Source organism: Sulfolobus acidocaldarius DSM 639, from assembly GCF_000012285.1.
GTDB lineage: Archaea > Thermoproteota > Thermoprotei_A > Sulfolobales > Sulfolobaceae > Sulfolobus > Sulfolobus acidocaldarius.
The window spans coordinates 304,238-323,927 of record NC_007181.1 but is presented as its reverse complement, the minus strand read 5'-3'; the positions used below and the strand labels follow the sequence as shown (position 1 = coordinate 323,927).

Here is a 19,690-nt window from a genome sequence, read left to right as displayed (position 1 = left end):
AAATTCTATGGTTGGTACTAACTACTGGGAAGTGTAATTTAACCTGTGACTATTGTGGCGGTTCATTTCCAAAGGAGGCAGTGCCTTGGGAAGTAAAGTATGACGTTAGTAAACTAAAGAATGTGATTGAAAGAGATAGTGAGGCAGTTGTCATATTTTATGGCGGAGAGCCATTGTTAAACCCTAAATTCATAATGTCGGTCATGGATAATGTAAAAGCTGTCAGATGGGGAATTCAGAGTAATGGAATAGGGGCTAAACTACTTCCTGATAAATATTGGAAGAGGATGAATATAGCCCTATTCTCTATAGATGGTAGAGAAGAGATTACGGACAAGCATAGGGGGAGAGGAGTTTATAAAGTTGTAACTAGGAATGCTAAATACGTTAAGGAGTTCGGAGTGGAAACTATTGCGAGGATGGCTGTTACTGAGGATAGTGATATCTATGAGGAGGTCATGCATCTTCTGTCCCTAGGAATTTTCGATAAGGTCCATTGGCAATTAAATGTCATATGGAGTGAGAGATGGGATTTTGAAACATGGGCGTATAAATCCTACTTGCCTGGGCTAAGGAGACTTTACGAGTACTTCATGAGTGAGTTAAGGAGAGGAAGAATTGTCAAGATTGTTCCATTCCTTGGAGTAATCAGCTCACATTTCTTTAAGAAATATAGAGGAGTTGCCTGTGGAGCTGGTTATGAGAGCATTTCAGTGTCCACAGACGGAAGAATCCTATCCTGTCCTATTGCTGTTAGGGAAAAATGGGCTGAATTAGGAACTCTGGAATCATTTAGGCTTTTAGATGAGCCATTACCTGAGGAGTGTAAATCATGTGAGTTCAAGAGTTATTGCGGTGGGAGATGCCTTTATGCCGTAAAGGAAAAGTATTGGGGTGAGGAGGGATTCAAGGTGGTCGACGAGGTTACTAAGGAGTATCTGAGGTTAACTTTATCTGGAATAGAAGAGATCAAAGAGCTAATAAGAGATAACGTAATAAGTCTAAGTGATCTAAAGTACGATCCAGTTATGGACTCCACGGAAGTTATACCTTAATATATTCTTTTTAATTATTAAGATATGTGGATTTCCTAAACGAAATAGCATCAAAATGGCAAAAGGTTTGGGATTCTGAGAGAGTTTATGAGGCAGATGTTGATAGGACAAAGGAGAAAAAGTTTATCACGGTGGCATTCCCATATACCAATAGTCCCTTACATATAGGTCATGGTCGCACGTATATTACAGCTGACATCTACGCCAGATATTTACGTATGAAAGGATATAACGTACTCTTTCCGTTCGCCTTCCAATTCACAGGGACTCCAATTTTGTCCATAGCTGATGCGGTAAAGAGAGGAGATGAGGAAATAATTTCGACTTTTACTAATGTTTATCAAATACCTATTGGGGTTATATCTAAGTTCTCTGACCCCTCTTACCTTTCTGCGTACTTTAAAGAGGACATGCGAAACACTGCATTAACACTGGGCTTAAGTATAGATCGAAGAAGAGAGTTTACAACTATAGACCCAGCTTTTGAGCGTTTTGTACAGTGGCAATATAAAAGACTTCAGGAGATAGGATATATAAAAAAGGAAAAGGCACCTGTCGCTTACTGTCCTGTGGATGAGTTCCCTGTAGGTATGCATGATACTAGAGGGGATATAGAACCTGAGATAATAGATTTAGACGTAATATACTTCCAAGGTGAAAAATTATTATTCCTCACAGCGACCTCTAGACCAGAGACAATCTTCGGTGCAGTAGCAATACTAATTAATCCAGACAGTGATTACTCCATTGTTGTAGATAATAAAAATGGTAAGAGGCTTGTAATGTCTACTGAGGCGTTTAAGAAGTTAAGCTTTCAGATGAGTTTAACTGAAGAAGAAAGGAAAAAAGGCGGAGAATTAATAGGATTGAACGTTACAAATCCTGTAACACTCAAGAAGCTGACAGTTCTACCTAGTAAATATGTAGAATCTAAACAAGGTACAGGAGTGGTAATGGCTGTGCCTGCACATGAACCCTTGCATTATTTAGCTTTAAGTGAGTTAAAGGAAAGTTTCGAGATAGTTCCTGTGATTAAATCTGAGGACTACGGCGATTTTCCTGCAATGGAAGTTCTTGAGACAGCCCAAACCACTAGTGCACAAGAGTTAAAAGATTACATAGACACGCTTTATCGCATAGAGTTTCATAAGGGCTCAATAAGAGATGAAGTTGTTGATCTGGTCCCAGATTATATGAAGCAATTTGTAGGCGAGAGAATAGCAGGCAAAAGTGTGAGAGAAGCGAGGTCGAGTGTTGTTGAACTTTTGAGAAATTTAGGTGTTCATGGTAATATTTACGAAATAATAAATGGTCCGGTTTACTGTAGGTGCGGAGCTGAGGTTGTCGTAAAGGTTTTTGATGACCAATGGTTTATTGACTATTCTAATAGTACTTGGAAATCATCAGTTTTAAAAAGTCTAGATAAAATAGAGATTTTACCTCAGGATGCAAAGAGAGAGATAAGTAAGATAATATTTAACATGAAACCTAGACCATTTACAAGATCCAGGGGCTTAGGAGTAAGACTACCATGGGATGATAGGCAAATAATTGACAGTCTAAGTGACTCTACAATTTACACAGTATTTTATATAGTAGCAAATAAGGTTAAGTCGTATCCTACTAGTATACTTAATGAGAGATTCTGGGATTACGTAGTTCTAGGTAGGGGAGATTCCTCTCAGTTATCCCGAGAGTTAGGAATTCCAAAGGAGCAACTTGAAGAATTAAGAATGGAAGTGGAATATTGGTATCCAGTGGACTCAAGACATAGTGGAAGGGACTTGGTTCAGAACCATATTCCATATTACTTGTACCATCATGTTGGCGTATTAGGAGAAGATAAAGTTCCTAAGAGAATAGTCCTTAACGGCTTTATAAGGGTCGGAGGAAAGAAGATGAGTAAGAGCTTTGGAAATGTATATCCGCTAAACAAGGCTATTCGAGAGTACGGTGTTGATACAGTCAGGCTTGCCTTAACTTCCACATCTTCTTTATCTGATGATATTGAGTTTAGTCCAAATATAGCTAAGAGTATCGGAGAACAATTGAAGCATATTCATGATTTTATAGAGAACTTAATAAAACTACAATCTGTCAATGAGATAAGAAAGGTTGATCTATGGATATCATCACTTATCTCAGAATACATCGATTTAATTGATAATTGTCTATCAAATCTCGACCTGAGGACAGCTTACAAGACCATATATTATGATATATATGAGGATTTGAAAGATTACTTAGAACTTGGAAACGGAAAAATAAATTCAGATATAATCAAGAATGTAATCTCAGTCTGGATAAGGTTGATGGCTCCATTTACGCCACATTTAGCTGAAGAGCTATGGCACAAGCTAGATAATTCACTTGTTGTTAGACAGAGATTCCCGTCAAAAGGAGAACTACAATATGACAAGAGAGCTCTTCTCGAGATAGAATACCTGAGGTATACAATAGATTTGATTAATTCCATGAAGTCAAAGATGTCGAAGGAACCTGAAACTGTAATCATATATGTTAATGAGGATAACACGCAGAGAGACCTGATCAGGAAAGCCATCGAATCCCTTAAGGAGAGGAAGAGCTTACCTGACTTCGAAAAAGAGGTGGGAGATAGAGAAATGGCTAGGTTAGCTTATGAGATAGCTGGAGATTTACCAGATAAGATAAAGAACTTAGCTGAAATTGGTATAAACGAGAGCGAGATTCTGACCTCTAATGCCCAATTCCTTCTAAATAAACTTGATGTAAAGGAGATTTACATATACAACTCTAAGGATCCATCAACTCCAGATATAAAGGGTAAAAAATCAATAGCGTTACCTTATAAACCAGGAATCATTTTAACTTAATCTCTTCAAAGCTTTGAGGATCTCTAAAGCGCTTTTTATCTCTACTTCCATTTCAGGGAATTTATTACTTGTGAAGTACTCTTCCACCTCAGGTATGTTTAAACCTAGGTATGGAATAGCTCCTCTAAAGCTTCTCCCAAGTATTCCTGTACCTGCGTATATGCTCCTTAAGAACTCCATATAAGTCTTAGTCCATCTCCATACAGCAAATCTGGAATAAGGATTTGCAGATGCCAAAGGAATTATTCTTGCTGTGTCCTGCCTCTTTATTTCCCCGTTTAATGCTAAACTTAAAGTGTTAACCACCAGGTAAGGTTCTCTGAAACTCAGCATTGCATTTAGTATCCTTTGTTTTTCTTCATCAAATTTCTCCTCTCTGTATTTCCTTAGGAGCTCATCATATCCATTTTCACCTTGAGTTATTGCATAGGCTATAGCAACAGCCTCCTTTAGATTAGGATTCAAACTATCATAGTTGTCGAATGATATCGATAACCCTTGAGCAAACCTATCGTCCACATATGCAAAACTTCTCAGCAAGTTGCCATAAACTCTCTGTGATAGGTCATCTGTCCTCTTGCTCCATTTTGGTAACTGAAGTTCTAGGAAATCAGTTATTAACGTATATTTAGATGGATTCACTGTCCATAGGAAGAAGAGTTGCCCCCTTATTTCATCTACAACTAGATAGTTGTCGTCATTCATTAGTTCTTTAACTGCATTCTCGTAAACTTCATAACTGATTCTACCTGCTAGTAGTAAGTTATAGTAGTCATCAAGTAATCCCCACCTTTCATAATGGTTAGGATTAGCGTTCAGGAATAGATCCAGGTTATCATACTCTACACGATAGAAACCAACCCTATCTAAATTGACCTTTAGAGATTTCACCTCACTTCCAACATCTATTGTCATACTCTGCTCTTTCATCAACTGAGTTATTCTTTTACCATTTACCTCTAAGGTAAGGGGAATGAGATAGGTAGTATTCTCATTAAGGGGCGTTAATGAGAACCTCTCCTGGTATAATCTTATTTTGGTTCCCTCTACCTCTACCTTAACTGCAGGGTAGCCTCTCTTAGTGATCCAGTCTTTTACGACATCAGCGATTGGTAGACCTGACGCTTCTTGAAGGCTATTCCAAAAGTCTTGTCCCTCAGCATTAGAGAATTTGTATTTTTGAAGATAATTCTGAATTCCCTTCTGGAATGCCTCTTTGCCCATATAACCTTCTATCATTCTCAGTATACTGGCTCCCTTTCCATAGCTTATATCGTCAAATATCTGTTCAATTTCCTCAGGGCTCTTCACATGAGCCTCTATTGGATGGGTTGTTGATAACGAGTCCCTCAGCATTGCCCCTGACGTTTCACTGTGTATGAAGTCTCCAAACATGTCCCAATTGGGAAATAGGTGATCAATTGCTTTATAGCTCATGAATGTTGCAAAACTTTCATTTAGCCATAGGTCGTCCCACCACTTCATGGTAACTAAGTCGCCGAACCATTGGTGGGCTAGCTCGTGGGCTACCACTTCAGCTACTCTCATCCTCTGAATTACAGAGGATTTCTCGTCAGCTAGTAGGGCAGTTTCTCTAAATGTTATCGCTCCCCAGTTTTCCATAGCTCCAAATGCAAATTCAGGAATTGCAATTAAGTGCTCCTTAGGTAATTGGTATTTTATGCCAAAGTATTCGTTGTAAAAGTTAATTACTTTCTTTCCTACTTCCAGGGAGAATCTTCCCTTAGATATTTTTCCTGGAACTGAAGCTACAATAACTTGTATACCGTCTAGTTCATCTTTAATCTCCTCAAACTTACCCACTCCTAGGTAGAGGAGATATGTAGACATTTTTGGCGTCTCGTAAAACTCGACCAGCTTTTTATCTCCCTCTTCAGTGACCTTCTGAATAGGCATGTTCGATATGACATCTAGATCTTTATCAACCCTTACCTGTATTTTAAATACAGCCTTATAGGAGGGATGATCCACACAGGGAATAAACTTTCGAGCATGATTTGATTCGAATTGAGTGGAAACAATGTAATTCTTTCCACCATCATAAGGAGCCTTATAAATCCCTACAAGTTCCCTTTCTCTTACCTTTCCAGTGAAGTCTACCTCGATTGTTCCATCGAACTTACCAGTCTTTATCCTTAACTTCTCCCCGTCATAATTATAGTCAATTTCCTTGCCGTTTATCCTGACTGAGTGAATAGAAAACCCTATAGCGTCCAGAACTAGCTCATCATCTAGGCTACAATATATTTTCTCTTTTCCTCTATAGCTTAAATTCTTAAAATCAAAGTCCAAATAGACCTCATACTTACTTATTTGCATATTTTCGTATGATTCTTTTCACATAAAAAAGTAACTACCCATTAGGATTATAGTACTTATATTTTATTTCATTTGAATAACTATTTGAAAGAATACTTTTCATAATTCATTAGACACGTCTGAAAGGAGATAAAGGTACACTTCAACGCACCCATGTAAACTAATTAACTTTACGTATCATATGCTAAGGACAAAAAACATACCCTTTCAAAAAATTAAGTCTTCATTTTTAGACTCGTTGAGCCTGTTGCTGGGTTGTAAAAACTACAAGTAATAGAGCTAAAATGCCTATAATACCACAAATTAACGAATACATCTCTGACAACTGTAGGTTTATACTATAAAGTATTGCAAAGACTACACTTCCTAATGTCCCACCTAGAGCTTTTCCAGTGTAAAGTATCCCGCTGTTTACTGTCGAGAATCGTGTTCCAAATATTTCCCCTGCAACATTGAAATAAAGTGTTATCATTGAACCTCCCGAAAGACCCACTAAAATAGTCGAAATCGCAATTTGGTTCAACAGTAAAAACAACGCACCCAATGTTATCGTTAAATCTAGAATTAATGTGGTTCTTATTATACCTAGTCTATCTGCAACCATTCCAAAAAATGGTCTAAGTCCACCGCTCAATAGAGGTAAAAGTGAAATTAAGGTAATCAGCTCCTGTTGTGGAACTCCTTTTCCAAGAACTGATAGTTGCGAGGATATCACACTGAAAGGTACGAGCACGGTTACAAAGGAAACATATATGAGCCAAAATCGGGTAGTAGTTATAATTTGCCTTGGAGCTTGTCCTGATAATAGTTTTGGATAATCTGACAACCAAAGTAGAATTGGCAGTACGATAACTTCAGTCAACCCAATACCAAGTGTTATTGTCTTATAGCTTGTCGCCATTGCTATAAAAGGGTTAAGAAGTGCTGAACCTATTCCTAAGCCCATGGAGACTACACCTGTAGCGACTCCTTTTTTGTCTTCGAACCATTTCATTGCTAGATTTGCAGCTATGCCGTATAAGATTCCCTCTCCCGCACTTCCTATTGACCATACAGTGTAGAAGACATATATGTTCGGTGAAAGATATGTTCCTAAGAAGCCTATAGATGATAAAATCCCTGCTATAATTCCTATTCTCTTAGGTCCCTGTTTATCAGCAAAATGACCTCCTAAAGGTTGTGCCAATGAAGAGAATATACTAAAAAGTGTAAAACCAAGTGCAACCTGGACTAAACTCACATTGAATCCTGATTTTAAAAGCGGTTGCAATGCGTTCCAAGAATATTGATAAATAGAGTTAAAGCACATTATCACAAAGCCTATTACCACATACGTTTTTCTACTCATTACACAAACCCCAGATAAATGTTAGGCAAAGTAAATCGATTTTTAGATTTTTATATTTCAAATTCTCCTAAAAAGCTTTAAAATCATCTCTTTCAACACTCTAATACCCTGAAGTTGCAAGACAGTAACTAATCTGGCTTAGTTGAAAGGAACGCATAGTAACAGCAGAGATATCTTTACCACTATAAAGACGTTTTACGTGATTTAAGCCCTAGTTAGGACTGCTATGTAGTAAGTCAATGATTCTTTTAACTCCAACCTTTTACTAAATATTAGTTTGAATATCTTGCTTAATCTACTTATATCTGCTTCAAACGATTTCTCGGGTTCACTCCCAAAAAATATATCGCCATTTATGAAGAATGAGCTAGGTTTCATCACTTTAGTAATCTTTTCGTATGCCTCGAATCTCCTTCTACCTAAATTATGAAAAACTAAATTGGAGACCACAATATCAAAGTGCCCTAATTCCTCAGTGATATCTAAAACGTTTAACCTTTTGAAGAATACCCTGTCTCTTATACCTAAGTGTTCCATGTTTTCTTCAGCCTTCCTCATATCTGAATCCAGAAGACTTGAGTTTTCAAAAGTGTCTATTCCTAATATTTTCGCCTTTGGAAAATACTGGGTTACAACATAACTTAAAAAACCTAATCCGCATCCTACATCTAAAACACTTATCTCCTTATCTCTTGGTAAGCCAGTCTTCATAAAGGCTTGGAAAAAGAGCTCTTTAGCAATTCCCCTTAACATTTCCGAATCTTCCTTGGTTGAGTGATGATATGTTCCAAAATCCACTGACATAAATTAAGATCATCTCTTCAATAATAAAACTTTAAAGAAAATAATATCGTAACTATCTTGCTGAATAAAGAAAGTTTCTACTCTCAGACTATAATTCTTGTCCTGCGTACACTAATGGAAAAAATTCACTCTACTGCAGAAGCCGACCTAGAAAATAGTTTTTAATCCAGGCTTCTTATTTAGAATTCATGATTGTTGCTGTTGATGTGGGCGGTACATTTACAGACGCGATTGCGATAGACGAAAATGGTAACATAAAGTATTATAAAGGTCTATCTACTCCTAGGAATCCTGAGGTAGGTTTAAGGAAGGCAATAGAAGAGTTAAATGTAAAAGTTGATAGGGTAATTCACGCTACCACAGTAGCAACTAATGCCTTCTTAGGTCAGCTTAATCTCGAGCTACCAAAAACTGCCTTAATTACGACTAAAGGTTTTAAGGACATAATTGAAATAGGCAGACAGAACAGACCTGAACTGTATGACATGTACTTTCACAAGCCTAAGCCCTTGGTACCGAGAGAATTGAGATTCGAGGTAAATGAGAGAACACTTTTTGACGGTAAAGTACTAGTTAAATTAAATCCCTTAGAAATTGATGAAATAGCTGTTAGACTAAAGGACGTTGAGAGTGTAGCTGTTTCCTTTCTTCACTCATATGCAAATCCTGAGAATGAAGACGTCGCAAAGGAAGTTCTCTCAAAGCACTTTAATTATGTTTGCATTTCGCATGAGGTTTGTCCTGAGCAAAGGGAATATGAGAGAACCTCTACAACTGTTATAAACGCCATGCTCATGCCCATAGTCTCCAGATACTTAGAGAGTATATCTAAAGACATTCCCTCACTGTACATAATGTCAAGCTCTGGGGGACTCGTAGATGTTGATGAAGTTAAGAAAAGACCAGTGCAGATTATAGAGAGTGGACCTGCAGCAGGAGTCGTCGGAGCCCAAGTATTCTCGCAATTACTAGGTATTAGTAACGTAATAAGCTTTGATATGGGAGGGACAACAGCAAAGGCAGGAAGTATTGTTAACAACGAAATAGAGATTACCAGCGAATATGAGGTCGGTGGGAAGGCTCATCATGGAAGACTAGTAAAGGGTTCTGGTTACCCGGTAAGATTTCCGTTTATAGATCTAGCTGAAGTATCGGCAGGTGGTGGTACCATAATTTGGAGAGATGAGGGTGGAGCTCTAAGAGTAGGTCCAATAAGTGCAGGGGCAGATCCAGGTCCAATAGCTTATATGAAAGGAGGAGATAAACCCACTTTAACTGACGCTAATCTAGTTCTGGGTAGGATCAATGAATATTTACTTTCGGGAAATATGAGATTAGACGTTGAAGGAGCCAGGAGCGGTCTAGAAAAGCTGGGAGATCCAATCGAAGTTTCTTATCAAGCTGTAAAATTAGCCAGTATAGAAATGGCTAGAGCGATAAGATTGGTAACTGTGGAGAGAGGATTAGACCCTACAGAGTTCACCTTATTCGCTTTTGGTGGTGCTGGTCCCCAGTGGGCTGTAGATGTTGCAGAAGAATTAGGAATCAAGAGGATAATAGTTCCACCTCATCCAGGTCTTTTCAGTGCACTCTCCCTCCTTGCAGTAGACGAGAAAATAGAGGCTAGGAGTCCATTTCCAAGAGATGTGGATAGTGAATTTCGAAAATTAGAGGAGAGTTTAAGAAGGAGAATGGGCACTGTTGATTATTTTATAAGATATGTTGACGCTAGGTATAAGGGTCAGGGTTGGGAGCTCACTGTTTTGGTAAAGAACGATTATAGGAGGGATTTTGAAGAGAGACATAGGGCAGTATATGGTTATACTTTACCCTATCCAATAGAAGTTGTCAATGCTAGAGTGTTTGCAGTGAGGAAGACAGTAAAGCCTGTTTTACCTGACCCTGTAGGAGGAAATATTAATAAAAAGATTAGAAAAGTTTACATTGATGATTGGGTCAGTGCAGATATTTACTTGAGAGAGAAATTACCTAAAGGATTTAGAGCAAAAGGTCCTGTAATTGTGGAAGAGTATAGTTCTACAACACTAGTTAAGGACGGATGGGAGTTAGAAGTAGGTAAAATGGGATTTATGGAGGTGAGAAAGCAGTGACAACGTGGGAGGTAATCGATAAGGCTACAACATTTATAGCTGAAGAGATGGGCGTGATGTTAAAGAAATCCGCATTATCTCCTAACATAAGGGAGAGGATGGATCATAGCTGCGCTATTATAGATAACCAAGGGAGGATTGTTGCACAAGCGGAGCACATCCCAGTCCATTTAGGCTCGTTTAAGGTTGCCGTGGTAAACGTTCTCAAGTATTTAGGAGATGAAATTAAGCCCGGGGAGAATTACATCTTTAATGACCCATACATATCAGGTACACATTTAAATGATGTAGGGCTATTGACTCCTATAGATTATGAAGGGAAGATAGTGGGATACGTTGTAAATAAAGCCCATCAAGTAGACGTTGGTGGTCCAATCCCTGGAAGTCTAAATCCCTTAGCTAAAACATTGTATGAAGAGGGAATAGTGATACCTCCTGTTAAGCTAGATGAGAGAGTAATAAAGATAATAAAGGAGAATTTCAAGATGCCTGAGGTCTCCATTGGTGATTTAAGAGCTCAGCTATCTGCAAACAGTTTAGGAGTAATTAGAGTAAGACAACTAATAGAGAAATACGGTTTGCAGAACGTAGTAGAGGGTTGGGACGAAACCATAGAGTACACGAGAAATGTGGTTAGTAACATTAATTGGAAAGAGGGCGATTACCGAGCTGAAGACTATTTAGAATGGGAGGATAAACTATTGCCCATTAAACTCACCTTGAAGGTGAGAAAGGATAGGGTTACCGCAGATTTCAGTGGAACTCATGGACAGATTGATGGTCCCTTGAATGCAGTTTACGGGGTAACATATTCCGCAGTGTCATTTGCTATAAGATCAGCGTTAGGAAAGTCAGTGTCAACTAATGAAGGTTTTTACTCATTTGTCCAAGTTAAAGCCGACGAAGGTACCTTGGTTAACCCAGTTAAGCCTGCCCCAGTTAGTGGAGGCAATGTAGAGACATCGCAAAGGATAGCTGATGTTACTTTCTTATCCCTATCGAAGTTCTTACCTGTTCCGGCAGCGAGCTCAGGAACTATGATGAACATTATGATGGGAGGCTTTTACAAAGGAAGATATTGGTCGTACTACGAGACAATTGGAGGAGGCAGTGGGGCAAGACCAAGTGAAGACGGTATTTCTGCAGTACATTCAAATATGACAAATACGCTAAATACTCCCATTGAAGTTGCTGAAAGCGTTTATCCTTTACTATTTACATCATATACTGTGAGAGTGGGAAGCGGAGGGAAAGGAAAGTATAAGGGTGGAGATGGAATTATTAGGTCCTTCAAAGTACTATCCCCCACTAGATTAGCCTTAATGGCTGATAGGTTTATTATTGGTCCGTGGGGTCTTAACGGAGGAGAAAGGGGAAAACCTGGTAAAGCCACAGTTAGGAAGAGGAGTGATGAACTGGTAAGTTTAAAGAGTAAGTGTGTTGTTGAGTTGGATGAAGGAGATGAAGTAATAATTGAGACTCCAGGTGGAGGAGGATATGGTTCAAGTGATTAAGGTTCTTGAAAGCTGTATTTAGTTCTTATCTTCGTTTATTAGGATATTGGTAATGAAGTGTGGTCAGGTAAATTAAAGACTGATGTAAGAATTGTTTTTATATTTAATTAACGTACTAGATATTATGTCAAAACTAGTGAGCTTAGACAGGGCTATAAAACTAGTTAAGGAGGGAGATTGGATCACAATAAGTGGTATATCATTTCACAGAAGTCCCATGGGCTTTATATTTGCACTAGTGAACAGTGATGTAAGAAATTTGGGATTTGTGGATAGAGAGCCAGGTTTAGGTCTAGAGATCTTACTTAAGCATAACGTTGTGAAGAAAATAAGGGCTGCAATGGCAACCTTGGAATGGCTAGGTATTCCCTCAAACTTCAGGAAAAAAGTAGAGAGCGGTGAAGTTGAATTTCTTGAGGACAGCTGTGGTGCGTTTATAGCCGGAATAAGGGCAGGGGCTTTTGGAATCCCATTTATGCCCGTTAAAGGTGTACTTGGGTCTGATCTGGTAAAATTACATGAAAAAGTTGGAAGTTGGAGAGTAGCCAAGGATCCTTTCTCAGGGGAAGAGGTTCTGTTAGTTAAAGCTATCACTCCAGATGTAGCTATAATACATGTCCATAAAGCAGACGAGGAGGGAAATGCAGAGATTATTGGACCTTTATTTGAGGATGAGTTTAAGGCAAAGGCATCTAAGACAGTTATTATAACAGCTGAAGAGATAGTGCCTAGATCCTACTTTTACGGCAAGAGACCCACAATTAATGCAGACTATGTGACTGCTGTTGTGGAGCTTCCAAGGGGCGCAGAACCAACGAGTATGTTTGGAGTGTATGACGTTGACTGGGGAAAAGTTCTTGAGCTCATTCAACCCATTTGATTATTTTATCAATCCTTCTCTCAGGTTGTAAGGATCCAGTTTCCTAATGTATTCTATGTCCTTTTCAGTTACTCTAACTTCCTTGATATCCCCCTCATAGACATCGAATCCCGTATTACTCTTTATTTCATTAATATTACTCCAGGGGTACAGAACTATCACTTCCCATCTGTTCTTTTCCCTATTAAAATGAAGAACTCCTAAATTTGTAACTACATATACTTCGTTCTTAGAGTGTTTAGCTGTCCCGGTTACAAAGTCAACTCTCTTAGGGAAACTCTGCCTATTATGTCTGAAATTCCACAGTATTAGTTTTCTTATTAGGGGCATCATAAATGCTGTTGCTGCACCCCCAGGTAACCTCACTTTAGGTTTTTCATAGCTTCCTATAACTGAAACATTAGCGTTAATTTCTTCGTCTATTTGAATTGGTCCTAAGAACATAACATCTAGTTTACCCTTCTGAACTAAATCAAATAAGTCAACTGTGGTAAACACTGGAGTATATTGAGCTAGCATTGGATCTCCTGTTGATGGTGAAATTGTTATATCTAGGGGGTTATCAGCCTCTGCCACGCCATATATTCTTATATTCTTGTGATATACGTCTCTAGCTAGAAAGGAGCCTAATGCAGGTAATATAGAATTTAAGCCAACATATACTTTCTCGCCGTCTTCTAATATCTCTGCTATTGCTTTAGCCATATGCTCTACTATCACTTAGTTAACACCACGAATTTATCTCCCTGAGTTTTCACCTTCAGATCTTTCAATTCTTCTGGTATTTTAGGCTTCTTTTGGGATGTTAAAATGATCTCTTCAAAGTTGCTTCCAACCTGTTTAAGTATCTTAGACATACGCTCTTGATTGTAAATTGCAGGAATAGCTTCAACTAAATAATACCTAGCCTGTTCCAGTAGGTCTCTTAAGTCCTCTCTCCATACATCAATGATTTTTCCATCCTTCTTAGCCTTACTCTCAACAAGCGGAATTATAGCTATTTTACCCTCTAATTTGTCTGTAGTGTAGTCCTTTGCTACATCATAAACTTGTTGAAAGAATCGTCTCATATAGTATGATGCTATGTCTGTCAAGAATTTCCTATCCTTAGTGTCATATTTAGCGTGAAACTCTGAATATAACCAATTGTAAGCCTCTATTACCTCATCCCTTTTATCCTTGACTAAGTCATAAAACTTGAGGTTGAGTTTCTTGAGGACAGCAAGATTTAACAATTGCATACCTACCACAACTGCCTCTCCCTCGATATTCGGTAATCCGTAACTGCTTGATGGTGTAAATGCTAAAGGCTCTGCTCCGATACCGTAAGTTATTCCCTCTTGAACTTCGGAGTAGAACACAATTCTATAATGATCAAGGAACTTAGACCCAGGATACCACTCCAAGTACTGTTTCAATCCCCTATCTTTTATTTTCTCTATTTCCTGATAGAGTTTTTCAAAAGCCTTCTCGAAGTCATTAAACTTTCCATCCAACCTACCATAGGGTATAAATATAGGCTCCCCAATAACTGGACTTAAGTATTTTAAACCATAATAGTATGCGAGATCATTCATATTAACGTCCATTACAGTTTTAATTACATTCCTCATGTGCTCATTTAAAGAATCAATATGGTAAATTTTCTTCTCCTCTTCCTTTGATCCAAATAGTGGCATTGTAATATCTACTACTTAAAAGTTAAAAATTAAATCTCATACTCAGTAGAGCAAAAAGTGGAAACAGATGAAATATATGTAGCATTACTTGAGTTGTTCTCACTCCTAGCCCTCGCTCAAGGTGGTAGACTACTTCTTCGGAAATATTTTATCCCAGCCCTCGTAGCTGAAATAATAGTTGGAATCGTATTCAGCCCTTATGCTCTAGGAGGTGTAATCAACAGTATTTTGCAGGTTAATCTATTCTCCATCAACAATTACGTAGTGCTATTTGCAAACTTCTCAGTAATTCTGCTTATTTTCGCCGCAGGTCTTTCACATGGTTTTAAGAACCTTAGATCCTCTGGATTTCTAGGCTTTTTGGCAGCTACTTTAGGTGCAGTTATCCCCACTTACCTAGTGTTCGTAGTATTTTCTCTGGTATATGACACTCAGGTAGCCCTACTCATGGGTGCTGCGAGTGCTGCAACCAGCCTAGCTGCAACTGTGTCCATAGTGGATGAATATAAGCTATATAGAGAAAATTTTTCCAGGCTCCTTATCTCTGCTGCAGCTATAGATGATGTAGTTGCACTGATAATCTTATCTACAGTAGTGGAATTAATAACACTAGGAAGTCTTCCCTTAGTTCAAACTACACTAAGAGTTCTTGAACTTTCTCTGGCATGGATAGTTATATTTTTTGTTGCAGTATTTTTGATTCCTAAGATTTTGACAGTAGTTAGAGATGAGATAGTTGATAATATATCGTTGGTGATCTTGTTTGTCCTAGTTTTGATTATGCTTGTGGTCGGCTTCTCTCCTGTAATAGCTGCTTTCATTGCAGGTGTAGCTATAGCAGAGAGTGTAAAGTCAAAGAGAGTTAACGGATTCACTGAAACCCTTATTTCCATATTCGGTCCTCTATTTTTTGTTTATGTAGGCATGGAAACACCATTTTATATCTTCTTTAATTTAAATGATTTACTTTTGGGTTTACTGCTATCGTTTCTTGCGATTGTGGGGAAAATATTTGGGATATTACCTGTTGCCTACTTTTACACTAAGAACCTGAAGCAATCTATTATCACAGCTGTAGGCATGATACCTAGAGGAGAAATTGGTCTAGTTGTCGCAACTGTTGGGTTATCCGGAAATGTTCTTGATGTATCTCAATACTCGCAAATAGTGATTATGGCTCTAATTACCACATTCTTGGGGAGCTACATATTTTCAACTCTTATTAGAAAGTGGATAATTGTTAAGTCAGGTTAAAGGAATCACATCACAATTCAGGCACGGTCGCACTCATCACTACCTTTTTATAATTCTGCATGAATAACTATTTAATGGTAATTGCCTGCACAAGGGACTGTTATGATACGTGTATCTTCGATGATAATTATAAACCTTTAAAATCTTTTCCCTTTTTGGGTTTTACCTGTTCAAGAGGTAATGCTGACTTAAGGAGAAATAAGATCAATAGAGTCTTAAGTCCTCTGGTAGAGGGAAAGGAGACTAGCCTAGAGGACTCTGTGAAATACATAAGTAAGATTATTAAAGAGACTCCCAAAGACAAGATAATTCATGTCGAGTATGATGGTAATCAAGGATTACTTACCTGGTATTATCCAGCCAGATTGTGGAATTTATTAGGTACGTTATCTATAGACTACTCTATTTGTGCGTCTGAAGGTCACGAAGCTATCAAGGCGCATTACGGTAGTTCCTTTGGTGCTCTGCCCGAAGAATTTGAGAAATATGACAGTGTAGTTTTTTGGGGTAGCGAAAGTGCTGTCTCCTTTATACACGGTTGGAAATTGTTACAGAGTAAATACAAGATCACAGTGGATGTGAGAATTAGTGAAACTGCAAGGAGGAGTGACAAATACTATTTGGTAAGACCAGGCAGTGACGGATTTCTGGCAGTTGGAGTCATGAAGAGAATTTTCGCTCGCGGAGTAAGTGCGGATATACTAGATGATGAAGCGACTCTCAGAGAGTACGTGAATAGTTATACTTGGGATGAGATCGAGAGTGTAACTGGGCTCAATAGGAAATATATTGAAGAGTTAGGAGATCTTTACTACGATCGTAGACCATTGACCATCATAGGGTTTGCTTTAGGAAGGACATATTATGGCGGAGATGCAGTATCACTAATATCTTTGATTCCAGCCTTACTAGGTCTAAGAAGGGGGTTCTTCTATTCCAACAGCCAGGGGTGGGGAATAGACTTTAGCTATTTGAGGGGATTACATCTTTCAAAACCAGCGAGAATTGCCCCAATGGGTAAAGTTGGAGAGGAAGTAGAAAAGGGAAATATAAAAGTTATTTTTGCCTGGAATTCTAATCCCATACACTCTCTACCTAATAGTGATAGGATAGTGGAGGCGATAAAGGAGGGTAGGTTAACATTAATTATGCATGACCCGTTCATTAATGAAAGCGTTAAGCTTTCTAACGTAGTTATCCCCTCACCGACTTTTCTTGAAAAACGGGATGTTGTCTACAGTTATTGGCATGATTACCTGGTATATAATGAACCAATTTGTGAACCTAAGGGAGTTGATGAGATTAGGTTGATGAGGCTAATTGCGAAACAACTAGGTATCTCTCATCCCTTGATAGAAGAGGATGAATGGAAAGCAGTAGATTATGCAATACGAAGAACAGGTGTAAGTTTAGAGGAGTTAGTTAAGAATAAGGTTGTAAAGGTCAAGAGGTACTACGATGGCTTCCAGAAAGTGAAGGTAAATCCTTTACCCAGACTTAAAGAGCCACCAGTGGGTGAATATCTGGTTTTCTCCTCTCATCCAAATCACACAAACAGCCAATTTAACGAGATATATGACAGACCTAAACCAATAGTTTATAACTGTTGTTATGAGGGAGAGGGTTACCTGGAGAGTGACTTCGGTAAAATTCGCGTTATATTTAAGATATCCGAACGTGTCCCTAAAGGAGTATATTACATGTATAAGTCAGGGTTATTTGACTTAGACGACAAACCTGTAAATAGTATAGTAAATAATGCTATAAATGAATATGGTGGTACTCCTCAGATAAATTTCACAAAAGTTAGGGCTATTTTGAAATAAATTGTAATGTGATACTAATGATATTTGGATATTAATGTAATACTGGTATATTAATGATAATATTAATTAATGGCGAATTTAAGATATACATGAACAAATATGGCAAAAGTCAGGTTTAAGTATAAGGGTGAAGAGAAAGAAGTAGACACTTCAAAGATAAAGAAGGTCTGGAGAGTTGGCAAAATGGTGTCCTTTACCTATGACGACAATGGTAAGACAGGTAGAGGAGCTGTAAGCGAAAAAGACGCTCCAAAAGAACTAATGGACATGTTAGCAAGAGCAGAAAAGAAGAAGTAAGGGGAAGGTATAAAGGGCTTTTTAAATGTCAAAAGTTTTTATTTTTTGTTGCATTTCAACTTTAGAAGATCTTTTATAATAGCCTAAATTTCTTTCATGTGGAGTTTTTCCGCTATTCTTAGGCTTCGATAATAATAATGGTAATGTTGAAGTATTAAATTTCTTTATATAGCCTTCTGCGATTTTCATGATAAGAAAAATATTTTATGTTTAATTATTACGGTTTTAAGGTAAAATATCATGTCTACTAAAATCATGAACGATATTCAAAAAATTATAGGTCCAGACTATATCAGACCGAAGCCAGAGGTAATTCTCACCTTAAATGACATTATTAATAGGAATCAAAGTCCTGTAGATTTAATTCAGCATACACTAGATAAAATGAAAACTGACGCTGAAAAGTTCAACAGCTATATAACAATTATTAAAGATGAGGCTCTTAGACATGCTGAGAAATTAGAGGAGCATATTAAAAGAGGAATACCTACTGGTCCCTTATCGGGTTTACCTATCGCAGTAAAAGACAACATATTTACCAAAGGCATAAGAACAACAATAGCCAGTAAGATCTTCAGAGAATTTTATCCTAATTATAACGCTACTGTTATCAACAAACTACTTGAGGCAGATGCCATAATTGTCGGTAAAAACAATCTCCATGCTTTTGCGTCAGGGGTCAGTAATCTCGTCTCGGAGTTTGGACCTACAAGAAATCCTTTAGATACTGAAAGGATAACAGGTGGCTCTAGCGGAGGTTCAGCGTCATCAGTAGCCTTTGGCTCTGTTCCTATCTCATTAGGTACCGACACAGTTGGGTCAGTAAGAGTTCCCGCCTCGTTCTGTGGTGTGATAGGGTATAAACCCAGTAATGGTCTCGTAAGCAGATACGGATTGTTTCCAACTGCTTGGTCTCTAGATACCATAGGTGTTTTAAGCAAAACCGTTTTAGACGTTGCACTGATCTCCTACTTTATAATGGGTTATGACGAGAACGACTCTTCGACAGTCAATATCCCAAGAATAAACATAGATAACGTAGCTCAAGGTGTAGAACCTCGAAGGATCACGTTAGGCATATTAGTACAAGAAAGCCAGACTGAGGTCGAGAAAGAATTTTTAGATAATGTGGTTTCAAAACTTGACTCCGAAGGCTTTAAGACAGAACGTGTAAACTTCGATATAGAGACTTCTCATAAAATCACTACAACTATAAGACTTGCTGAGGCAGCTGCATTTCACAAAGATTTATTCATGTCTAGGGAGGATGATTATCCCAGGGATGTGGCAGAGCTGATCAGAAATGGTATGTCAATTCCTGCTCACGAATATATTCAATCCATGATATCCAGAAAGTATTTAATTAGTGATTTTCTTAGACTTTTCAATCACGTTGATGCTGTGATAACCCCAACGGTGCCTATACTTCCTCCAAAAACTAATGAGATAATGGGTAAGGAGCTAGATTATAGGAGAACCATTATTAAATATACCGGGTTTGTTAACCTACTTGGTTTTCCAGCAATTAGTATTCCTTCAGTTAAATTGAGTGGATTACCAATAGGTTTACAAATAATAGGTAAAATTTATCATGATGAGGCACTGCTGAAAATAGCAAAAACTGTGGAAAATATATCATGGTAAGATTAATGTATTCATTTGTTCCTATAGGACAAAAATGGAAATTTTTTGTTTAATATAAAAAAATTATAATTTACTTAATATAT

14 protein-coding genes are annotated in these 19,690 nt (G+C 38.0%); 9 read left to right on the top strand and 5 right to left on the bottom strand.

Annotation, left to right across the window (positions count from 1 at the left end):
• The first annotated feature begins 2 nt into the window (after nucleotides 1-2).
• Both SACI_RS01830 and leuS read left to right on the top strand, forming a co-directional pair.
• Nucleotides 3-1,055, top strand: a complete 1,053-nt coding sequence (locus tag SACI_RS01830) for a radical SAM/SPASM domain-containing protein (RefSeq protein ID WP_048054384.1) — start codon at nucleotides 3-5, stop codon at nucleotides 1,053-1,055.
• 26 nt (nucleotides 1,056-1,081) lie between these two features.
• Entirely contained in the window at nucleotides 1,082-3,910 is a 2,829-nt protein-coding gene (leuS, locus tag SACI_RS01825) for a leucine--tRNA ligase (protein ID WP_011277291.1), read from the top strand.
• Here the strand turns inward: leuS and SACI_RS01820 are convergent.
• The 3 genes from SACI_RS01820 to SACI_RS01810 form a co-directional block, all read right to left on the bottom strand.
• Nucleotides 3,902-6,250 carry a M1 family metallopeptidase gene (locus SACI_RS01820; protein WP_011277290.1) on the bottom strand — a complete coding sequence of 783 codons (2,349 nt, stop codon included), beginning with the start codon at nucleotides 6,248-6,250 and terminating at the stop codon, nucleotides 3,902-3,904. The genes leuS and SACI_RS01820 overlap by 9 nt on opposite strands.
• Before the next feature lie 229 nt (nucleotides 6,251-6,479).
• On the bottom strand, nucleotides 6,480-7,598 hold the full coding sequence (locus tag SACI_RS01815; protein ID WP_011277289.1) for an MFS transporter: 1,119 nt from the start codon (nucleotides 7,596-7,598) through the stop codon (nucleotides 6,480-6,482).
• A gap of 204 nt (nucleotides 7,599-7,802) precedes the next feature.
• Entirely contained in the window at nucleotides 7,803-8,402 is a 600-nt protein-coding gene (locus SACI_RS01810) for a class I SAM-dependent methyltransferase (RefSeq protein ID WP_011277288.1), read from the bottom strand.
• A 188-nt stretch (nucleotides 8,403-8,590) separates the two neighbouring features.
• On the opposite strand from SACI_RS01810, the gene SACI_RS01805 reads away from it, so the two are divergent.
• The 3 genes from SACI_RS01805 to SACI_RS01795 all read left to right on the top strand — a co-directional run bounded on the left by SACI_RS01805 (nucleotide 8,591) and on the right by SACI_RS01795 (nucleotide 12,907).
• Entirely contained in the window at nucleotides 8,591-10,513 is a 1,923-nt protein-coding gene (locus tag SACI_RS01805) for a hydantoinase/oxoprolinase family protein (protein ID WP_011277287.1), read from the top strand.
• The gene (locus tag SACI_RS01800; RefSeq protein ID WP_011277286.1) at nucleotides 10,510-12,027 is read left to right on the top strand and encodes a hydantoinase B/oxoprolinase family protein; all 1,518 of its coding nucleotides are present in this window, start codon (nucleotides 10,510-10,512) and stop codon (nucleotides 12,025-12,027) included. The genes SACI_RS01805 and SACI_RS01800 overlap by 4 nt, the downstream gene beginning before the upstream one ends.
• 124 nt (nucleotides 12,028-12,151) lie before the next feature.
• Nucleotides 12,152-12,907, top strand: a complete 756-nt coding sequence (locus SACI_RS01795; RefSeq protein WP_011277285.1) for a CoA transferase subunit A — start codon at nucleotides 12,152-12,154, stop codon at nucleotides 12,905-12,907.
• Here SACI_RS01795 and SACI_RS01790 read toward each other — a convergent pair whose 3' ends face one another.
• Nucleotides 12,908-13,627: a CoA-transferase subunit beta gene (locus SACI_RS01790; RefSeq protein ID WP_011277284.1), complete on the bottom strand. Its 720-nt coding sequence runs from the start codon at nucleotides 13,625-13,627 to the stop codon at nucleotides 12,908-12,910.
• Nucleotides 13,624-14,586 carry a hypothetical protein gene (locus SACI_RS01785; protein WP_011277283.1) on the bottom strand — a complete coding sequence of 321 codons (963 nt, stop codon included), beginning with the start codon at nucleotides 14,584-14,586 and terminating at the stop codon, nucleotides 13,624-13,626. The genes SACI_RS01790 and SACI_RS01785 overlap by 4 nt, the downstream gene beginning before the upstream one ends.
• 57 nt (nucleotides 14,587-14,643) lie before the next feature.
• Between SACI_RS01785 and SACI_RS01780 the strand changes: the two genes are divergently transcribed.
• From SACI_RS01780 to SACI_RS01765, 4 genes are all read left to right on the top strand, one after another.
• Nucleotides 14,644-15,840, top strand: coding sequence for a cation:proton antiporter (locus tag SACI_RS01780; protein WP_011277282.1), 1,197 nt, complete (start codon nucleotides 14,644-14,646; stop codon nucleotides 15,838-15,840).
• Nucleotides 15,841-15,914: 74 nt separating this feature from the next.
• On the top strand, nucleotides 15,915-17,666 hold the full coding sequence (locus SACI_RS01775) for a molybdopterin-dependent oxidoreductase (RefSeq protein WP_011277281.1): 1,752 nt from the start codon (nucleotides 15,915-15,917) through the stop codon (nucleotides 17,664-17,666).
• Nucleotides 17,667-17,765: 99 nt separating this feature from the next.
• Nucleotides 17,766-17,963 (top strand): chromatin protein Sac7e, encoded by a 198-nt coding sequence (gene sac7e / locus SACI_RS01770; RefSeq protein WP_011277280.1) that lies wholly within the window; start codon nucleotides 17,766-17,768, stop codon nucleotides 17,961-17,963.
• A gap of 240 nt (nucleotides 17,964-18,203) precedes the next feature.
• Nucleotides 18,204-19,607 carry an Asp-tRNA(Asn)/Glu-tRNA(Gln) amidotransferase GatCAB subunit A gene (locus SACI_RS01765; protein WP_011277279.1) on the top strand — a complete coding sequence of 468 codons (1,404 nt, stop codon included), beginning with the start codon at nucleotides 18,204-18,206 and terminating at the stop codon, nucleotides 19,605-19,607.
• The last annotated feature ends 83 nt before the right edge of the window (nucleotides 19,608-19,690 follow it).

What these genes read in the sequence shown, in the direction of transcription:
- SACI_RS01810 (WP_011277288.1), bottom strand. Translation starts at nt 8,402, where the DNA reads ATGTCAGTGGATTTTGGAACATATCATCACTCAACCAAGGAAGATTCG.
- SACI_RS01820 (WP_011277290.1), bottom strand. Translation starts at nt 6,250, where the DNA reads ATGCAAATAAGTAAGTATGAGGTCTATTTGGACTTTGATTTTAAGAAT.
- SACI_RS01785 (WP_011277283.1), bottom strand. Translation starts at nt 14,586, where the DNA reads ATGCCACTATTTGGATCAAAGGAAGAGGAGAAGAAAATTTACCATATT.
- sac7e (WP_011277280.1), top strand. Translation starts at nt 17,766, where the DNA reads ATGGCAAAAGTCAGGTTTAAGTATAAGGGTGAAGAGAAAGAAGTAGAC.
- SACI_RS01765 (WP_011277279.1), top strand. Translation starts at nt 18,204, where the DNA reads ATGTCTACTAAAATCATGAACGATATTCAAAAAATTATAGGTCCAGAC.
- SACI_RS01775 (WP_011277281.1), top strand. Translation starts at nt 15,915, where the DNA reads ATGGTAATTGCCTGCACAAGGGACTGTTATGATACGTGTATCTTCGAT.
- SACI_RS01815 (WP_011277289.1), bottom strand. Translation starts at nt 7,598, where the DNA reads ATGAGTAGAAAAACGTATGTGGTAATAGGCTTTGTGATAATGTGCTTT.
- SACI_RS01805 (WP_011277287.1), top strand. Translation starts at nt 8,591, where the DNA reads ATGATTGTTGCTGTTGATGTGGGCGGTACATTTACAGACGCGATTGCG.
- SACI_RS01795 (WP_011277285.1), top strand. Translation starts at nt 12,152, where the DNA reads ATGTCAAAACTAGTGAGCTTAGACAGGGCTATAAAACTAGTTAAGGAG.